This is a genomic window from Gilliamella sp. Choc5-1 (assembly GCF_001690595.1).
Classification (GTDB): domain Bacteria; phylum Pseudomonadota; class Gammaproteobacteria; order Enterobacterales; family Orbaceae; genus Gilliamella; species Gilliamella apicola_M.
Genome location: NZ_LZHH01000028.1, coordinates 71553 through 89076, shown reverse-complemented (window position 1 = coordinate 89076; position 17524 = coordinate 71553). Strand labels below are relative to the sequence as shown.

13 protein-coding genes are annotated in these 17524 nt (G+C 34.8%); 1 reads left to right on the top strand and 12 read right to left on the bottom strand.

Features of this window, described 5'->3' with window-relative positions; genetic code table 11:
* Positions 1–16: 16 nt before the first annotated feature.
* The 9 genes from A9G35_RS02635 to rplM all read right to left on the bottom strand — a co-directional run bounded on the left by A9G35_RS02635 (position 17) and on the right by rplM (position 9582).
* Positions 17–994 carry a hypothetical protein gene (locus A9G35_RS02635; RefSeq protein ID WP_065635554.1) on the bottom strand — a complete coding sequence of 326 codons (978 nt, stop codon included), beginning with the start codon at positions 992–994 and terminating at the stop codon, positions 17–19.
* Between the two features lie 10 nt (positions 995–1004).
* Positions 1005–1964 carry a CYTH domain-containing protein gene (locus tag A9G35_RS02630; RefSeq protein ID WP_065635553.1) on the bottom strand — a complete coding sequence of 320 codons (960 nt, stop codon included), beginning with the start codon at positions 1962–1964 and terminating at the stop codon, positions 1005–1007.
* 330 nt (positions 1965–2294) lie between these two features.
* Complete coding sequence (locus tag A9G35_RS02625; RefSeq protein WP_141673744.1) at positions 2295–3776, bottom strand: hypothetical protein; 1482 nt, start codon at positions 3774–3776, stop codon at positions 2295–2297.
* Positions 3777–4354: 578 nt separating this feature from the next.
* Positions 4355–4762, bottom strand: a complete 408-nt coding sequence (locus A9G35_RS02620) for a ClpXP protease specificity-enhancing factor (protein WP_065635551.1) — start codon at positions 4760–4762, stop codon at positions 4355–4357.
* A 40-nt stretch (positions 4763–4802) separates the two neighbouring features.
* Positions 4803–5435 (bottom strand): stringent starvation protein SspA, encoded by a 633-nt coding sequence (sspA, locus tag A9G35_RS02615; RefSeq protein WP_065635550.1) that lies wholly within the window; start codon positions 5433–5435, stop codon positions 4803–4805.
* 314 nt (positions 5436–5749) lie between these two features.
* Entirely contained in the window at positions 5750–5947 is a 198-nt protein-coding gene (locus A9G35_RS13830; protein ID WP_255305925.1) for an HNH endonuclease, read from the bottom strand.
* A 133-nt stretch (positions 5948–6080) separates the two neighbouring features.
* Complete coding sequence (gene ltrA / locus A9G35_RS02610; RefSeq protein WP_255305919.1) at positions 6081–7478, bottom strand: group II intron reverse transcriptase/maturase; 1398 nt, start codon at positions 7476–7478, stop codon at positions 6081–6083.
* 1271 nt (positions 7479–8749) lie between these two features.
* Complete coding sequence (rpsI, locus tag A9G35_RS02605) at positions 8750–9142, bottom strand: 30S ribosomal protein S9 (protein WP_034915459.1); 393 nt, start codon at positions 9140–9142, stop codon at positions 8750–8752.
* Positions 9143–9153: 11 nt separating this feature from the next.
* Positions 9154–9582 carry a 50S ribosomal protein L13 gene (gene rplM, locus A9G35_RS02600; protein ID WP_065566227.1) on the bottom strand — a complete coding sequence of 143 codons (429 nt, stop codon included), beginning with the start codon at positions 9580–9582 and terminating at the stop codon, positions 9154–9156.
* Between the two features lie 275 nt (positions 9583–9857).
* On the opposite strand from rplM, the gene A9G35_RS02595 reads away from it, so the two are divergent.
* Positions 9858–10475: a YrbL family protein gene (locus A9G35_RS02595; protein ID WP_065635549.1), complete on the top strand. Its 618-nt coding sequence runs from the start codon at positions 9858–9860 to the stop codon at positions 10473–10475.
* On the opposite strand, the gene pmrB is transcribed toward A9G35_RS02595, so the two are convergent.
* The 3 genes from pmrB to A9G35_RS02580 form a co-directional block, all read right to left on the bottom strand.
* Complete coding sequence (gene pmrB / locus A9G35_RS02590; protein ID WP_065635548.1) at positions 10447–11550, bottom strand: two-component system sensor histidine kinase PmrB; 1104 nt, start codon at positions 11548–11550, stop codon at positions 10447–10449. The two genes, A9G35_RS02595 and pmrB, sit on opposite strands and share 29 nt — an antisense overlap.
* A 33-nt stretch (positions 11551–11583) precedes the next feature.
* Positions 11584–12246 carry a two-component system response regulator PmrA gene (gene pmrA, locus A9G35_RS02585; protein WP_065635547.1) on the bottom strand — a complete coding sequence of 221 codons (663 nt, stop codon included), beginning with the start codon at positions 12244–12246 and terminating at the stop codon, positions 11584–11586.
* Positions 12247–12534: 288 nt separating this feature from the next.
* Complete coding sequence (locus A9G35_RS02580; protein WP_065635546.1) at positions 12535–17478, bottom strand: DNA repair ATPase; 4944 nt, start codon at positions 17476–17478, stop codon at positions 12535–12537.
* Positions 17479–17524 lie beyond the last annotated feature (46 nt).

Genomic DNA, 17524 nt, shown 5'->3' with positions numbered 1-17524 from the left:
TTAATTACATTTAGACTTAAATATTTTGATAATTTTTATTCATTTCATCAAATAGTAGTTTGACCGCTATTCTCACCAATACACAGCTTGAAATAAATAAAATGACTACCATCATAAAACAAATCATTATTATTTCTAAGTCACTTATTTTGTGACAATATTCAAAATAATTTATTAATGAAATACTAAAAATGACTAATACAACCAATAATAAACAATTTAATAGAAAAATACCTATTGAACTAAAAGCGAGCTTTTTAAAAGCGATAGTTTCCGTTACGCCAGTAAAACATCGTCTTAACAAAAAATAACCAAGTAAATTCACAATTGATAAAAATACAGTTAAACCAACTATATCAATAATGATTTTTTTAAAACTGTAATACATATCTTCATCTAAAAAAATTAGCGTAAATAATGTAGTAAGAAAATAGCAGTTATAAAGTGCTATAAATAAACCTAAATGTAGTTGTTGGCTCTCTTTTTGAGTTAATGCATTGTCGTTATGCGTATAACTTTTATTAAGCAATTTGATACAAAGGTAAGTTACCAATATTATAATGGCTATCTTTAAAAAATTAGTTATATAGTTAGGCAAAAAGAAATATATATTGGGATTTAAATATTGTCGTCCAGACTGCATACACTCATAAATATAGGTGTAACAATACAATCGGCCAACTATATCGCCTAATGTAATTAATATGGCAATAAATAAACTATTGACAATATTTTTTTGATTGATTTGATTAACAGCATATTTGTTCAATATCAATACGGAAGTAATAAATAGCACAAGTGAACTAGGCAACTGTAAAAAGAAATTGAGCAATATTTGCTTAATAAATTTTCTGCTAATCTGATAGGTTGTCATATCTGATGATATAAAAAAATACTCATCAAATCCAACACTGTAAGTAATAACAAAAACAATATTAAATATCCAATAAAATAAAACTAATAATAAAGGTAATTTAAAAAATGACTTTTTCATCTCTATATCCTTATATATTAGTTTTATTTATTGCAACAATTAACATTAGTTTTAGCTTCGTATTTATCTCATTAAAAGCAAATTCTTTTACAGAATTAATAACCAACAATGCCGCTTGCCATTGAGCAAACTCCGGCTCGTTAGAAAGCGGTTTATTGCTTAACTGATCATTTACTTGATTTAAAGTTTGCTTGTAGTATTCCAAATCATCCACTTCTAAAGCATATTCTTCGTTTTGTTGCCAAAACTCAAGCAATTTAGACAAATCACATTGACTTGAAAGCGCGTAATCGCACTGTTTAGGTGCCAAATTATTCAGTAATCGATACCCTCTAGAAGCTTTGCTTTGTGAAAAAAGATGCAAATTAAATCGACTTAGCTCAATAGCAAAATTAAGTAAATCGTTTTTATTGCCTTGCTTGATTTCAAGCTCAACTTCCTTAATAGGGATAGATTGATTATTTGAACTAATTTGCCCTTGATCTAACGCAACTTCTATTTCACTACTTGCAAACGAAATTAACCACGTTTGCCGCTCAAAATTGGTGGTAAACAAAGGCTGTAAATTCCGTTGTAGCTCAGTAATATCACAGTCATTTGGCAGAGCATGGCAAGGTAATACGGTTAAATCAGGAACAGAATCTGGCAAATCGACATTAAATTCAGCACGCTCATGCAACCCCGCAATCGATTTTTTGTCACGTTTTAATGTGATTTCAAAATGTTTTGCGAAATTATCATCACACCCTCTTACACGCAGCCCACAACCATGATTACGCAAGTAATAATCACTGGTATCGTAATAAGTATTGGTCAAGTTTTGTTTGCTAACACTGCGTTTTGTTGATGATAATGCTAACGATGCCGAAAACTCGGCCTCGTCACAATCAGCCCATTGATCTAAATAATTTTTTAAACTGGCAATATCGTTGGTATTGATTTCAAATTTTAATTCGATTTCGTTACTCATTGTTCTGTTTTATATTGGTTATTTTGCTATATCATATCTTGAAAATTTGAAGAAATACACTTAAACATGTATTAAAGTAAGGAGATAGGCGTTTGTGGTTTGGGTGTTCAAAATCGAAATAGTGGTTATATTTAGGTTGGGAAATTAGCGATTGACTAATGATCCGTACTAATGAATAACACTTTTGGGTAGTTAACCACAATAACATTTCTCTAACCTAACTGACTTGGCTTAATGTTGAGGGGCTTGGCTTCTTGGTTGGTTGATTAACCTTCCAATTTACACCATTAGCTCCCTACAGACAAAGAATTAAGAACTAAATACTAAAAACTAAGGTACGGTGCAAACAGCATAGCCACCTCCAGAGGCGCTCCACTTATCCACATAACCATTACTGTGAATATATAAGTGAGTTGTATTTGATACCGCATCATTTGTCCAAATATCACCACGACCAAAACCTGCCACATCACCATAATAAGATACATCACTCCACTCACTTAAAAATCCCGCCCCTATTTGACGTTGGTAATATAGAGTATTTGACGACGGCGTGGAACCATCTATGCCGCTTATACATGGAAAATAAGCATTATCCACACCACATTTCGCATTGCTTAAATCTCTTATCTTCGAAAAACGATAACCCAAACTACTACACCAAGTTGCTTGCTCAGGAACAGTAGTATATTTCTCTCCCCGATGGACAAACCACTGCTTTAGCTCAAATCCATATTTAACAACCACACCACTACTATTCTTCCCTTCCAACACAAATAGTTGCGGCAAAGATGGCACAGTAAGTAGACTAGGATTACTTGATTGTATTTGGGTATTATTCGCCCTAGGGCCATTTAACGTTACTCGCGTTACGTTTTTGGATTTATCTGTAATCCAATCATCGTATGTAGTAACACCCCAGCACCATCGGCATGGAATGGTGAATGAGTCTGAACGAGGTTTTACCCAACTCACTGTTGCTGTTATCCCACCGTGAGTTTCTGAAGACCACGTCAACTGACTTGCATCCACCCCACCTATATCCAAATCAAAATATAATCCATCAGCTGCCGTTGTGGGAAAATTAAGATTATAAGAAGATGGATTAATTGACTGTGTTAAAAAACCTTTAGCAGGATCCCATATACTAGATGGACCCGCAAAGCGAGGGTTATCTCCAGCAAAATTAGTACCACCAAATATTAAGCGAGGCCTTACATAACAAACTTTAGGCTGCTGTGAATTTGGGTTGATATAATATGACACCGTATTTCCGCTAAAAGTACTTCTATTTGGCACACCATACTTTGTTTCTAAAGTAGCATCTGTACTACTTAATGTTACTCTATAAGGTGCATTACAAATATCTAATATATCACTGCGGCTAACAGCATTACCATTTTTATCCGTAAGCGATACTGATATATTCCCTGTTGCAGTGACACTATTACTTCCCTGCCCATCTCCATCATCATCCCCCCAATTACCTTGAGTTACCAAACTACTTATACTTATCAAGTTAGTTGATGGGGGAACTATCATTTCAATATTAACAAGGGTATCACCAGCATTAGGTAACTGGATTGGATTCATCGCTGAGTTATTATTTTGTGGACTGAAAACTTGGCCGTTTGATAATTTAATACTTAATAAGTCATTAGTTGTATCTAATTTGGTAACGCCACCATCAAGTGTCAAATATGGCGCCGAGCCATGAATGACCTGAGATGTATGAGTTGACAAGGCTAGTGAATCTACTGAATAGAGCAATAACAGCGGCAGTACAAAAGCTAAAGATGATTTGGATAACAAGTTGAAAATTAGCGACAATCTTGGCGATTTCGTTTGACCTGAAGATAAAGATAAAGATAAAGATAAAAATAAGAATAGAACCTGTTTTTGATTACAGTAAAGTTTAAATAGGTTTAGAGTATAGAAATACCAACACTTTTTATTATGATAACACAATTTCCAATCCTCAATTAATTTGTTGTTTTAGTTTTATAATTGCCCATTTTTTAATGAGATATATTTTGTCAAAAAGCGGTCAAAATTATAGTTAACTGAATACTAAAACGCCAGTTTTTTGTTAATTAATTGTAAATTATTTTTAAATAATATATTAACTTTAACTTGGGGACTTTATAGCGGCATTTTGTTAGCGGTTTTAGCTAGAAGTCGTCATATAAAAACATGATAAAATCAATATTTTTTCTAGTTAGCTTTTAAACGAACCACTACAATACCTTGACTTAATACCGATTAGCGTTACAAACACATCGCTATTAGCAAATGAATTTAGCTCTAATTTCATCGTATTAGCATCATCAAAGACACAAACCGCTAGCAATTAGGTTCTTAAAAAGCACCTTATCAAATAATAAAAAACACTATTTAACGACTCGAAATGGATTAGGTTTTGGTTTAGATTGTTCAAGTTGTTGAGATAAAGACTCACGCTGTGCCTGATATTGAGGCTCATCTTCAAATCCCATCCCAACACCATTTTCACGAGCATAAATTGCTTCAATTGCCGCCATTGGAACAACAATATGTTGAGGTACACCTGAAAAGCGAGCATTAAATTCAATTTGTTCATTATTTGCTAAATATTGCCCAACTGACTGTGGTGCAATATTTAATATTATTTGATTATTTTGAATAAACTCTTGAGGTACTAATACACCATGTATCGATGTATTAACCACAATATAAGGCGTCAATTCATTATCTAAAATCCAATCATAAAAAGCCCTAAATACATAAGGCCGACGTGGTGACATTTGTTCAAGTTCCATTAAGATTACCTTGTTTAAAGTTATTATAAATGAAAATAAATTATGCTCTTATTCTTTTTTCTTCTTCGGTTAATGAACTAACAAAAGCAGGACGTTCAAAAATTCGTGACATGTAAGCTAAATAATTCTTTTCAGCCACTTTTGGTAATTCAATACCAAGTAATGGTAAGCGCCAAAGTAATGGTGCAAAATAACAATCACATAATGTGAAATCATCACTCATAAAATAGTCTTTTTCTTTAAACATAACCGAAATTGAAACCAAATCATCAACAAGATTTTTTCGTGCTATTTTAGCTGCATCGCTATTAGGGTTGGCAATAATTGTTTCATAAGCACTATACCACTCTTTTTTAATACGATACATTGTTAATCTTGAATTAGCTCGAACAATTGGATAAACTGGCATTAATGGTGGATGAGGAAAACGTTCATCTAGATACTCTAACGCAATATGAGGCTCATATAACGTAAGATCGCGGTCAATTAATGTTGGAATTGATCCATAAGGATTAAGATCCAATAATTCCTGAGGTAAATTATCCGCCGTTACAAATTCTATTTCAGCAGTTACCCCTTTTTCTGCTAGAACAAGACGAATCTGATGTCCGTAAATATCTGTTGTATCACAAAATAATGTCATCACAGAACGTTTATTAACAGCAACAACCATATCCACTCCAAATGTATAAAATTAAAATAATTCTCACTAATAACTATTCTAACAAATCGAATAACAAATTTGTTAAAAAAAATGAATTTTCTTACATTCTTTTCATTAAAAATATAGTTTTGTAAAAAAATTTCAGGAAAACCTGTGTTTTAATATAAAAATTTAAAATAAAAAAACCCAGATAACTCTGGGTTTGAAACAAATTTGTAATATTGAACTTAAGTCGGGTGGCAGTGACACATTACTGTATCACCGCCCCCTAAGAACTGTACGAGCGAATTTCTCCGCATACAGCTCAAGCCTTTCAATTGACTTTAGTAAGCCAGTTTCACTACCTCCAATTTCAGTGCATGGACTTTTTTGTGGCAAATAGGATGTAGTAACACCCTATTTTTGAGCGTATCCGCCCCTCCGTGCATTTTGTAGATAATATGGTGGTCGTGCCATCCCGTCTCTTTTGTGATTGGGAGTTGACATAAACCACAATGACCTTTTTGTTCCTTATACAGCATTTGCCATTTGTGTATGTGTGAGAATTCCTCATACATCCGCTTCTGGTGTAATGTTTCTCCGTATAATTCCCATTCGGGTAAAAATGGATTATAGTCCGATTTAACCTTGCTATGTCGTTTGATTGCCGTCTTGCTACAGCAATAATTCAACCCATTTATCCATCCCATGGCGGTCCTTTATCATCGTGCCAAAGTTCCACACTCGGTTAACGGTTGTTTTAAAGTATTTCTCTTTAATCCAACGTTTACCTTTCTTACTGTGTCGTCTCTTGCACCAACGCCAAATTGCCCACCATATTAGTGCATCCATTCGCCCATAGGCATCACTGGCTACTTGACTTCGGTGATAGTTAGCCCATCCCCGAATCATTGGATTTAATCGCTTAATTAGCTCTTCTTGTTTGACCATTTTAGACTTTTTGATTCTGTTTCTCACCTTGCTATAGAATGCTTTCACGTTCTTTTTGCTCGGTTTGATTAAAATCTTGTCATTAAATTGTCTCACTGTCCAACCTAAGAAATCAAACCCTTGCTTGATATGTACCACCTGTGTTTTTCTCTCCGAAAGTGTTAGTCCTCTCTCTTTGAGAAATTCCTCCACTACAGGAATGACCTTTTCTTCCAGTAATTCTTTTGAAACCACTGAAATAATAAAGTCGTCTGCATACCTAACCATGTACGTTTTATGTTGCCTGATTTTCCTGCTCGCTTTCTCACCAAAGTGATTGGCTAGCTCTTTTTCCAAGCCGTCTAACGCCATGTTGGCTAGCGTTGGCGAGATAATCCCACCTTGCGGTGTGCCCGCCTCAGTCATCTTCACCTGCCCCATGTCAACAACACCCGATTTTAACCACTTCGTTAATATCCGCTTATTCATTGGAATATTCGCTATTAACCAATCATGGCTAATGTGGTCAAAACAGCCCTTGATATCTGCATCTAATACCCACTGCGCAGGTTGGTTAGTTTTCCGCCCCTTGTGTGAGAATATTCGATGTATATGGGTTATCGCATCTGCCGTTGAACGATTAATACGAAAACCATAAGAGCCTTTATCCGCCGTTGTCTCCGAAACAGGCTGCAGGGCAAATAGATAGAGTGCTTGCATTGCCCTGTCTTTTATGGTCGGAATACCCAAATGGCGTTTCTTCCCGTCAGACTTAGGAATATAGACCCGCCTTAATGGTTGCGGTTTATATCCCTTGTTGGTGAGCGTTACAATCGCTTTCCATTTTGCCTCAGCGGTGCTCCAAGTTACCTTATCAACACCTGCCGTCCTTTTACCTCTATTTTCAGTCACTCGCCTTACCGCTAATTGCTTAGCATAAGTTGAGCGTGTCAACAATCTTTGCAAGCGTTTAACCTTGCGCCAATCATTTTCAAGTGTCGCTTTCGCAATCCGACTCTGCAATCCTTTAACATGCCTTGTTGCTTTGACCCAATCGATATTGTGCCATTGCTTCGCCATGTCAGAGGTCGCTGGAGCTAGACCACGTGCTACTTTTTTGCTATCATGATTTTGCTCTTTCATACCTACCTCTCGATACAAGAAGTAGCAGAATTTACTTGATTCGTGTGAATAACTACCACGGAAACGAACCCACGTTAGGTGTGGTCGTTATTCAGTTAATCAAATAACTCTACCACACTGTAACATGGTTAATGATTGAGTTTTGAGCTTGGCGAATGTTCACAGGTGGACTATTTTCCCGATAGTCCACAACTGCTCAGCATTTCGCTAGCTCATCCCTCGCCTAAAATAATTCCATTAGAAATTACCCACCAAAGGATTAGCCTAACATCTTGCGACGAAAGACCAGTTAAAAGTCTGCACCCTTTCGAGTTAGGTCATGTTTCATACCCTATATCAGCCATTACAGCCAATCATTCGCTTTCTCTAACCTCCTTTACCTGCACGCTTAACAGCATTACTTACGCTCTGCCTGCCAATCCTCAATTTTTGCGCTCTATATAATACGATTGCTGAATTGTGGACGGCAAATGTACAGGCTTACCAAGTTCCGTTATTACCACACGAATAGTTAAGATGTAGACTGTCCGCCGATAGTCTTGTTGATGACGTATTCCCACGTTAAAAGGGAATAACCGACTACTTTACCTTTTGGTCAAAGCCTATCAGTAGTTTTGGCTTTTTCAGCATTACGGCGTTTAACATCTATTCACATTACATTCATCTTTCTATTCAGTCTAGCCCCTCATAACTTACTACTAGTTATTACTTAGTTTCACCTCACGATTCCACTAACCTTGCTATTCCTCAAGGGGGTACATTGTCAGGAAGCTCCGCACCAGACCGTTGCCAGTCTCGCACTATCCCTAGACTACTGCTAGTCATATAGCAGGTTGACTCTCATATAGTTAATACTTCTTCCTATATGACTCAACAATGGTAACAACAGCTTATGCACTTATACTCGCAATATTGTCAATTTTCGCTTAAACTATATGCCGATAGGTCTCTCTTTCTTCGACAGCTCAATATTTCTATTGAGACTTCTTAGAAATTAAGAATATCAGATAAGATTAATTGAAAAGTCGAAGACCGTTCTCTAACAATTCTAGAATTGTCTTCTAATAGACTAAGAAGTATTAGATTTGCCTCTGAATGGGCTAAAAATTACACTTGTTACCAAGTGGGGGTTATTGCAATATCCTTTCGGATATTGTAACATCCTACTTGGATATTGCGAGGCGTAATTAGGGCTATTAACCCTAACCACTTCACCGAAAACTTATTAAAAATCAATAAGTTGCATCGGCATAAGTGCGCTCTTGTCGCACTTATCGTTTGCTGAATTGTGGACGACGACGAGCTTTGCGTAGCCCCACTTTTTTACGTTCAACTTGACGTGCATCACGAGTAACGAAGCCAGCTTGACGTAATGCAGAGCGTAAAGTTTCGTCATATTCCATTAATGCACGAGTAATACCGTGACGAATCGCACCAGCTTGACCTGAAATACCACCACCTTTAACTGTGATGTAAAGATCAAGTTTGTCAGTCATTTCAACTAACTCTAATGGTTGCATAACAACCATACGAGCTGTATCACGACCAAAGTATTGCTCTAATGAACGTTTGTTAATAACAATGTTACCACTACCTGGTTTGATAAATACACGAGCAGCAGAACTTTTGCGGCGACCTGTACCGTAATATTGATTATCAGCCATCTTTTATCCCCTTAAATATCTAATACTTGCGGTTGTTGTGCCGCATGATTGTGCTCATTACCAGCATAAACTTTAAGTTTACGGTACATTGCACGACCAAGAGGACCTTTCGGTAACATGCCTTTTACAGCAATTTCGATGACTTGTTCAGGATGACGTTCAATCATTTCTTTAAAAGTCGCTTCTTTAAGTCCACCGATGTAGCCAGTATGACGATAATAGATCTTATCAGTGCGTTTTTTGCCTGTTACAGCAACTTTTTCTGCATTGATAACGATAATATAATCACCTGTATCAACATGTGGTGTATATTCTGCTTTGTGTTTACCACGCAAACGGCTTGCGATTTCAGTAGCTAAACGACCTAACGTTTTACCTGCTGCATCAACAACATACCAGTCGCGTTTTACTGTTTCTGGTTTAGCTGAAAAAGTACTCATTCGTAATTATCCAATTTTAAATTAATCTCACGTTAATAAATCTTTTGATTTATTTACACTTTTTGATTGTATCAATTAGTCAACTCACCCCTTCGAGTGGTTATATTAATATCGACAACCGCAAACAACGTTGGGAAAACATTGTCGTAACGTGGGTTGTAATATTATACAGAAATAATACAAAAGCGCTAGAGTAAAAAAGAAAAAATCATAGCGAGAAAGAGTACTTACTGATAAACTAAAAAATAACATTGAATAACAAATTATTTTAATAAATGAGCAATACAATTCAACTTTCAGAAGAAGATTATATTAGCAAAGGATTACATCGAAAGTGTTATCATTATCCTAATGATCCTAGTAAGTGTATCAAAGTAAATTATAATGTTGGTGCCGAAGAGGAAACAAATCGAGAAATATCCTATTATAAACACCTGATTAAACGCAATGTGTCATTTGATGCGCTAGCAAAATATTACGGCCCCGTTTCCACTAGTTATGGTAAAGGCCATGTTTTTGAACTTATACGAGATTATACTGGTGAAATAGCTATGCCGCTTGAAAAATACCTCGCTGATAAAAAATTAACTAAGCAATATTATGATGATTTATTGCTAGCGTTAAAAACGCTAAAATCAGCTTTATTGAAAGACCGCATTATTACAATGACAATAAAAAGCAAAAATATTTTATTTCAACACTTAAGTGCTGAAAAAAGTCGTTTAGTTATTATCGATAATATTGGTAACTCAACCTTAATTCCTATTGCCAATTACATTCCATTTTTTGCTAAAGCTAAAATTGAACGAACTTGGCAACGTTTTTTAATATCAATAATTAAAGAAAATAGCAACAACCAATTGATCACGCGTTTAGTTGATGATCTGAACTAATAATTCGAAATTTTGCAATAGCTCCTTTCGTTATATCAGGTCTATTTTTCAAAGTAAATAGGCCATGATGTAACTTAGCTATACGGTTAACAATACTTAACCCAAGCCCTATACCATTATGCTTACGATCCATACGAAAAAAAGCTTGTGTCAGTTGTTCACTTTTAGATTCCTCAATCCCCTTTCCTTCATCTTCCACCGTAATAACGATGTCTTTTTTATCTTGATAACAACTTACTACTATTTTAGTGTTCTCTGGACTGTAGCGATAACTATTTTCAACTAAATTACGTACTAATAGTCTTATTAAGGTTGCATCACCATTAAAAATAGGGTTTTTATCAGCCAAATACCATTCAAGTTGTTGCTGTTTTTTTGAAGTCAATTCTGTTAGTTCATCAGACAGAGGAATCATAATGTCATCATAAAAACTAATATGTTGATACTGTCCTATAGTAAATTTTTGACTAGCTCGAGCAAGCATTAATAGCTGCTCTACAGTACTGACTAATCGATCTATACGATCAATTAACTCTGTGCAATCAATGTTATTTTTATTTTCTAACAATTCTAGATGTAAACGAATACCCGCTAAAGGTGTTCGCATTTCATGCGCCACATCAGCAGTAAAAAGGCGTTCTTGAATTAATGTATTATTTAACCTAACAAAAAGGTTATTCAATACTGATGTAATCGATTTAATCTCCCCCATATTACTGATTGGCTCAATGGGTTTTAGGTTTTCTTCAGTACGTTGATTAAGATTTTTTTCTAAAATATCGAGTGGTTTTGTGATTCGTTTGATAGCTTGGTATGCTAAAAACAGTGTGACTAACATCATTGAGAAAGCAGAGCAAAATAAAACAAAAATGGCTTCTAACTCTTCTTGTTCAACAACTTCATCAATTTTATTTTGGCTCAACGTTAAATTAACCAATACATCAATTTGCTCTTTACTTTCATGCCATAACCAAAGGACGGTAATAATCTGACAAAACAACATAATAAAACCTAAAGTAAAGAAAAGGTTCCAACGAATGCTGTAACGTATATTATTAAATGATTTTGAAATCATAGTTTAATTGTTTAATCTAAATTAATTAGCTTATCAACATTTATCATTAAGTTGATAACCATAGCCTCGTACTGTATGAATCAAACTTTTCCCTAATTTATTGCGTAACCCATGTATATATACTTCAAGGACATTGGAACTAGGATCACTTTGCCAATCATAAAGATCGTTTTGCAATAAATCTCGGTGTACCTTTTCACCCGCTTTTAGCATCAATCTTGACAATACAATAAACTCTTTTGGTGTCAAGACCACCTCTTGGTTATTAACAGTTACTTTTTGTTGTTTAATATCAATCGAAATAGAACCATAACTAATAATATTATTTGCCGTACCTTGATCTCGACGAATTAAAGCTCTAACTCTAGCTAATAATTCGGTTAAAGCAAAAGGTTTAATTAAATAATCATCGGCACCGTTATCTAAGCCTTCAACTCTATCTTCTATCGTATCGCGGGCTGTTAAAATCAGTACAGGGGTTGATATGTTATTTTTTCGCCAACGGATCAACAGATCCAGACCATCACAATCTGGTAAGCCTAAATCTAAAATAATTAAACTAAATTGCCCAAATTGAATATAATCCTCCGCTTGTTTACCATTTGAAGCAATTTCACAGACATAACCACTTGATGTTATGCCATCGTATAGTCCTTTTTGTAGCAAACTATCATCTTCAACAATTAATATCTTCATTGATGATTAACCTTAATGTGGATGTTAAAACGACTCAAAATGCGCAACTGTTTATCATATATTTTATTTTGTATATCTACAGTTTAGTTAAATCGGTAATGATTATTATTTCTATATATATTCATTACCATAATTTCTCAAATCACTGTAAGCAAGGCTAGCAATTCCTACAATTAAACTACATTATCATTTAAAATTCATCATGTTACTCAAAATAGTAAAAGTGCCAACCTCAACAAATGATGCACAAAGGCATGACTGACACCTTAAATCCCTACCGAAAGCTTTTTATAACTTTAATGCTTGTACACTTTGTACTAAATCAGCAAGCTGTGTAACTATTTGAATACCAGTATTAGCCTCATCACCTCCAAGCTTTTTGTTACGCATAAAGTCGGCTTTAATTTGTTGCCATCGCTTACTTTGCTCTTTGGTTAATACATCACGAATTTCTGCTAATTTTAGTAAATTTTCTTCAGCTCCATTAGTGAGTAATTGTGCTTCACCAAGATAGTGATCTTCAATGATTTGGTTGAGCTCTTGATCATTCATTACTGAAGATATTTTTTCAGCAAGTTTATTCATGTTTCGATAACTGCCTTGTAATTTAAATGGTGGCTCAGTTCGATATTTATCAGATTGCGCAGCACTAATAATATATTGTTGATTGACTTTAAATACAACTTCACGAACCTTCAATAAATGACGCAAGACAGCAACAATTTCACTGATTTCAGCTTGGCTATAAGCATAACTGAGTTCATTTGTATTTAATGGCTTACCTTGCGCATGATCAATAAATTTATACAGATCATTTAGATCACGCAATGCAAGTGGTGATAAAATTGAATTGGACGTTAAACAGTTTTCAATATAGCTTGATGCAAAAACTTCATCCATGCCCCCTAGTACTTCACCTAAGTTATAAATATCAGCACGGTTAGCTAACATGTCAGGAATTTTAAAAACTTCACCTGATTCAGTGTAAGGATTACCAGCCATAATGACACAGAATTTTTTGCCTCGAAGATCATACGTTTTAGTTTTACCTTTCCAAACCCCTTCAATACGCCTAGAACCATCGCAAAGTGAAATAAACTTTTGTAAAAATTCAGGATTTGTATGTTGGATATCATCAAGATAAAGCATAACGTTATTACCCATTTCAAGCGCTAAGTTAAGCTTTTCTAGCTCTTGGCGAGCCGTCGCATTTGGTGCTTGCTCGGGATCAAAAGATAACACGCTATGACCTAATGCTGGCCCATTAATTTTCATAAAAATTAATCCTAGACGATTAGCCACATATTCCATCAAAGTAGTTTTACCATAACCTGGAGGTGAAATGAGTAATAATAATCCCATCAAATCAGTACGACGGCTTTCCCCCACCGTTCCCATTTGTTTTGCTAAGTTGTCGCCAATAATTGGTAAATAAACTTGGTTAATGAGTTTATTACGTACAAATGAACTTAATGGTTTTGCTTTAAATTCTTCAAGATGTAAATAATTTCGTTGTTCTTCTAAGACCTCTTGACGCAGCGCTTGGTAATATTGAAATTCAGGAATGATCACACGAGATTGTTTACGCATACGACTAAAAAAGTCATCCAGATTTATATTTAATGCTCCTTGTTTTATGCTTGGATGTTCACCTAATAGATCATTAACCGTAATATCTAGCTCAATTTCACTAACGGTAGTTGTTATGCTATTTTCTTTATCTAATATACATTGCATAGTAGCTTCAGCAATATAAGCAGCAAATTTTTGGTACTGAGGTAGTGTACATAGTCCTTTAAACCAACTTTCAATTAAGTTCCAACGGTCGGCTAGGCGTGTCATTAAGCTTGTTTGCGATTGATTAAAATCCCCCCACATATGGGATTGCTCTAGCTGTGTTTTTAATCCTTCAAACAATGTCAGACTATATTTACTTAACGTAAATTGTTGTGGAGTTTGAGCTAATACATAACTTAAATATTCCGAAGCCTGCTTTATATGATATGGTTCATGTTGTATTGGGTATCTTTGTAAAAATAAGTTTAATTGCTCTGATATTTCTGCACGTAGATTTTTTAAACCTTCTTCATGACCAAATAATGAATAAATATCCATACAGGTTTTTGCTCGTTCAGGCCATAACTTAGCAATATCATTTTTGTGGTTACAATGCCAATAAAGCATAGCTAAACTACGTGCTAAAGGATTGTAACGAAGTAGTCCTGCCGTTTCACCAAGAGGAATGAGTTTTATTAAAATTTTGGTAGCATCATGATCGTGAATACCTTTTTCATAACCTTCGCGGTATCGTATTGCAGCATAATCGCGAACTGTTTTACTTAAAAGCTCAGGTTGGCTTAATTGAGTTACCAAATCAGCATAACTTAATTCATGCTCTTTTTTTAATGCTGAATTAATGATTGAATAGGCAAGATATTCTGCACGATAAACTGTAGGCGATTCGGATTCTAATGACATAGTCCAAAATGGCTTATAGCTTTCTAGTTTAGGGTGCTCTATTTTTTCTTGATAATTAGTACCCGTTAGTTGTAAATATAGGTGGTTTTCTTTAGGTACAATGGTTAGATCAAGCTCTTGAGTATTAACACTAAACTTATGTCTTGGACCAAGTTTTATAACATTTCCACCTGATTCAAAGATCTCCGATTTATCACGTAAAGAGCGTATTGCTTGATCTTGTGCACTTTTAAAACGGGATTCAATATCATCAGCTTTTACATTATCAAACAGTGCCCTTAATTTTTCGACAATTTCACGAATTTTTTGGGCTAAAGGATCCGCTACAAAGAAAGCATTGAGTTCGGTTTGATCTGAAAATTTTGCAGTTCTTCTTGGGATGCTATCTAAAATTCGTTGTGCAGCGGTAAGCAGTGCTTCACTACGTCTGGCTCGGTCTTCTAATAGTACCTGTTTGTGCGTTTCAAATGATTCTAATATCTCTTCGCGTTTTGTTAATATGTCATTTAAAAATTCTTCGCTTTCGCTAAATTGATTTTCGAGCTCTTCTAATTGAACTAAAAGCCGAGAAAGCTCATCATCACATTTTTCAGGTGTTGTCGCTAAACCTAATGCATTAGCAATACTTTGATTAAATAGTTTGAATTGGGCACCAAATTGGGCAACCATTTCAACACTAGAAAGATTTTTTCGTTTTTGATTAATTCTTGCTTTTGTTTGGTTTAGCTTAGCATAAACTTCAGCGATAGACTCAATGATTTTAGTCTGTAATGTAACATCATCAAATTTTAATGATGCCATTAATTGGGATAGCATATCTAAATCATTAGACATATCATCAGCCATTTTTATTGGCTCACTAAGTTTTACAGCTGATTCTGCTTTAGCAATATCATTTTCAATATCATCAATTTTTGATATAAATGGCTGTAAGGCTTGTTCACTACCTAAAAATTTTGCTGTAGCTAAAGAAACAATAGATTGGCGTTCTTTCAATTCATTTTCCATTATATCAATTTGATTTAAATCGATATAACGGTAAGTTCTTAACGTGACAAGGCTGCCTAATTGCATTTTGATTGCATTAAGCGCATCAACATATTCTTGAGTTTCTTTCCAACTATCAGGATAAAGTTTTGTTAACAGATCTTGTTGGTTTGAAATGGCTTCACGCATAGCACTGTCTGATTGCCGGCGTATGCTTTCAACTTTTTCATACTCATCTAGAACTAATTCACTTGTCTGTGAAATATTACGCAAAATGGGAAGAAAAGGTAAATTTTGTTCATCATTTAGCCAAAAATAAGTATCGAAAAGACGTTTAGTATCTTCAGCTAATTTACTATATAGTTGTGATGATACTGACTGATTATCAATTTCACGAGCAATAAAATAGAGATCTGAAATCCCTCTAACTAGCTCAGCATTACCAATTTTACCTAAAAAACTATTATTTGTTGGTTGTTTTGCTGCAAATTCATCACTATAAAATGGAGTTTGCCAAATTTGCATTGGGTGGACTCGAGTTGGTTCATTGCTTTCACCCTCAAAAACGACCATTCTACCATCTTCAAAAACTGCATAACCATGACCTAAAATAGGATTATCCAGTTTTCGTTCAATCATATTGTAGTTAAATAATGCTAAACGACCAGAAGTTGGATCATAAAATATGTATAAAACATCTTCACCATTGGGCGAACGCCTAATACGTCGAAAACGCATTCCTGACATTGATTGATCAAAGGTTTTATACTCACCATTTTGTAAATAGTAACCACCAGGAAAAATAATGCCATGATCATCTGGTAACTGAATACAAGCTTGACCTATAAAGTCAATTCTTTGAACTGATTGTGTTAATGTATTATAAACTAAATACCGCCACTTATCTTCGCGGTAAGGTAAGACCTTTAATAGAATTAATGATCCTACTTTAGCATACTCTATTTTAGCATCATTAATGGATTGATTTTTATCTATAACATCTTCGTGATAAATACCTAGGCCATCGTTGGTATTATTTTCACATTTTATGGTTAAATCACCGCCAATTGTTTCAACAAAAACAGCATCTAATATATTGATATGTGGGAATCGACCATTAACGATATTTTCACGCGTGGTTTCGATCCATTCAAAATCATAAGCAGGAGGCAAGGCAATATCACGCTCACCACGATTATCAATATAATTAATGGTTTTTTTATCACTTGAAATAGACCAACGAAAAACGCGAATATCACTAACTCGTTCACCAATTTGAAAACTAGCAAGTAACTTTCCATCCCTCTCTACAAGTTGTAATAATTGCGCATTTTTATAATAAGTATATAGCTCATTAAAATCTTGAACAAAACGATCAATATTTAAAAAGGTATTAGAAAGATCAACAGGATCCGCTTCATAATTACCGTCACGTTCGTTTAGTTGATAAAGCGAAAAAACGTCTTCAATTTTGATTTCTTTTTTTAAACCCATAAAAACGTTATATCCAAACAATAACCAATCACCAAAACGGACGATATCTCTTGCTATGCAATTATTTTCAGTTCTTATTCGAATACGGCTAATAATTGACATGTCACTTTTACCAAATTCAGAAAGCCTTTTTTGGTTTAGTGTTTCTGCTTTTTGGTTAAGTTCCTGCCCAAGCGATGTTAAACGTTTGCGAAGAATTTCATAAGCGCCACCTTCGGCAACGGCTTTATCAAGTATTGTTTGTTGTTGATTTTCTTGTTCTATTTCTGCCATTTTAAACTCATTGATCATTATACAGAAAGGTTATTGTCTTCAGTAG

Bases quoted from the DNA above. Each gene is read 5' to 3' on its own strand.
- A9G35_RS02635 (WP_065635554.1), bottom strand. From the start codon at position 994: ATGAAAAAGTCATTTTTTAAATTACCTTTATTATTAGTTTTATTTTAT.
- A9G35_RS02630 (WP_065635553.1), bottom strand. From the start codon at position 1,964: ATGAGTAACGAAATCGAATTAAAATTTGAAATCAATACCAACGATATT.
- A9G35_RS02620 (WP_065635551.1), bottom strand. From the start codon at position 4,762: ATGGAACTTGAACAAATGTCACCACGTCGGCCTTATGTATTTAGGGCT.
- sspA (WP_065635550.1), bottom strand. From the start codon at position 5,435: ATGGTTGTTGCTGTTAATAAACGTTCTGTGATGACATTATTTTGTGAT.
- A9G35_RS13830 (WP_255305925.1), bottom strand. From the start codon at position 5,947: ATGCTGTATAAGGAACAAAAAGGTCATTGTGGTTTATGTCAACTCCCA.
- ltrA (WP_255305919.1), bottom strand. From the start codon at position 7,478: ATGAAAGAGCAAAATCATGATAGCAAAAAAGTAGCACGTGGTCTAGCT.
- rpsI (WP_034915459.1), bottom strand. From the start codon at position 9,142: ATGGCTGATAATCAATATTACGGTACAGGTCGCCGCAAAAGTTCTGCT.
- rplM (WP_065566227.1), bottom strand. From the start codon at position 9,582: ATGAGTACTTTTTCAGCTAAACCAGAAACAGTAAAACGCGACTGGTAT.
- A9G35_RS02595 (WP_065635549.1), top strand. From the start codon at position 9,858: ATGAGCAATACAATTCAACTTTCAGAAGAAGATTATATTAGCAAAGGA.
- pmrB (WP_065635548.1), bottom strand. From the start codon at position 11,550: ATGATTTCAAAATCATTTAATAATATACGTTACAGCATTCGTTGGAAC.
- pmrA (WP_065635547.1), bottom strand. From the start codon at position 12,246: ATGAAGATATTAATTGTTGAAGATGATAGTTTGCTACAAAAAGGACTA.
- A9G35_RS02580 (WP_065635546.1), bottom strand. From the start codon at position 17,478: ATGGCAGAAATAGAACAAGAAAATCAACAACAAACAATACTTGATAAA.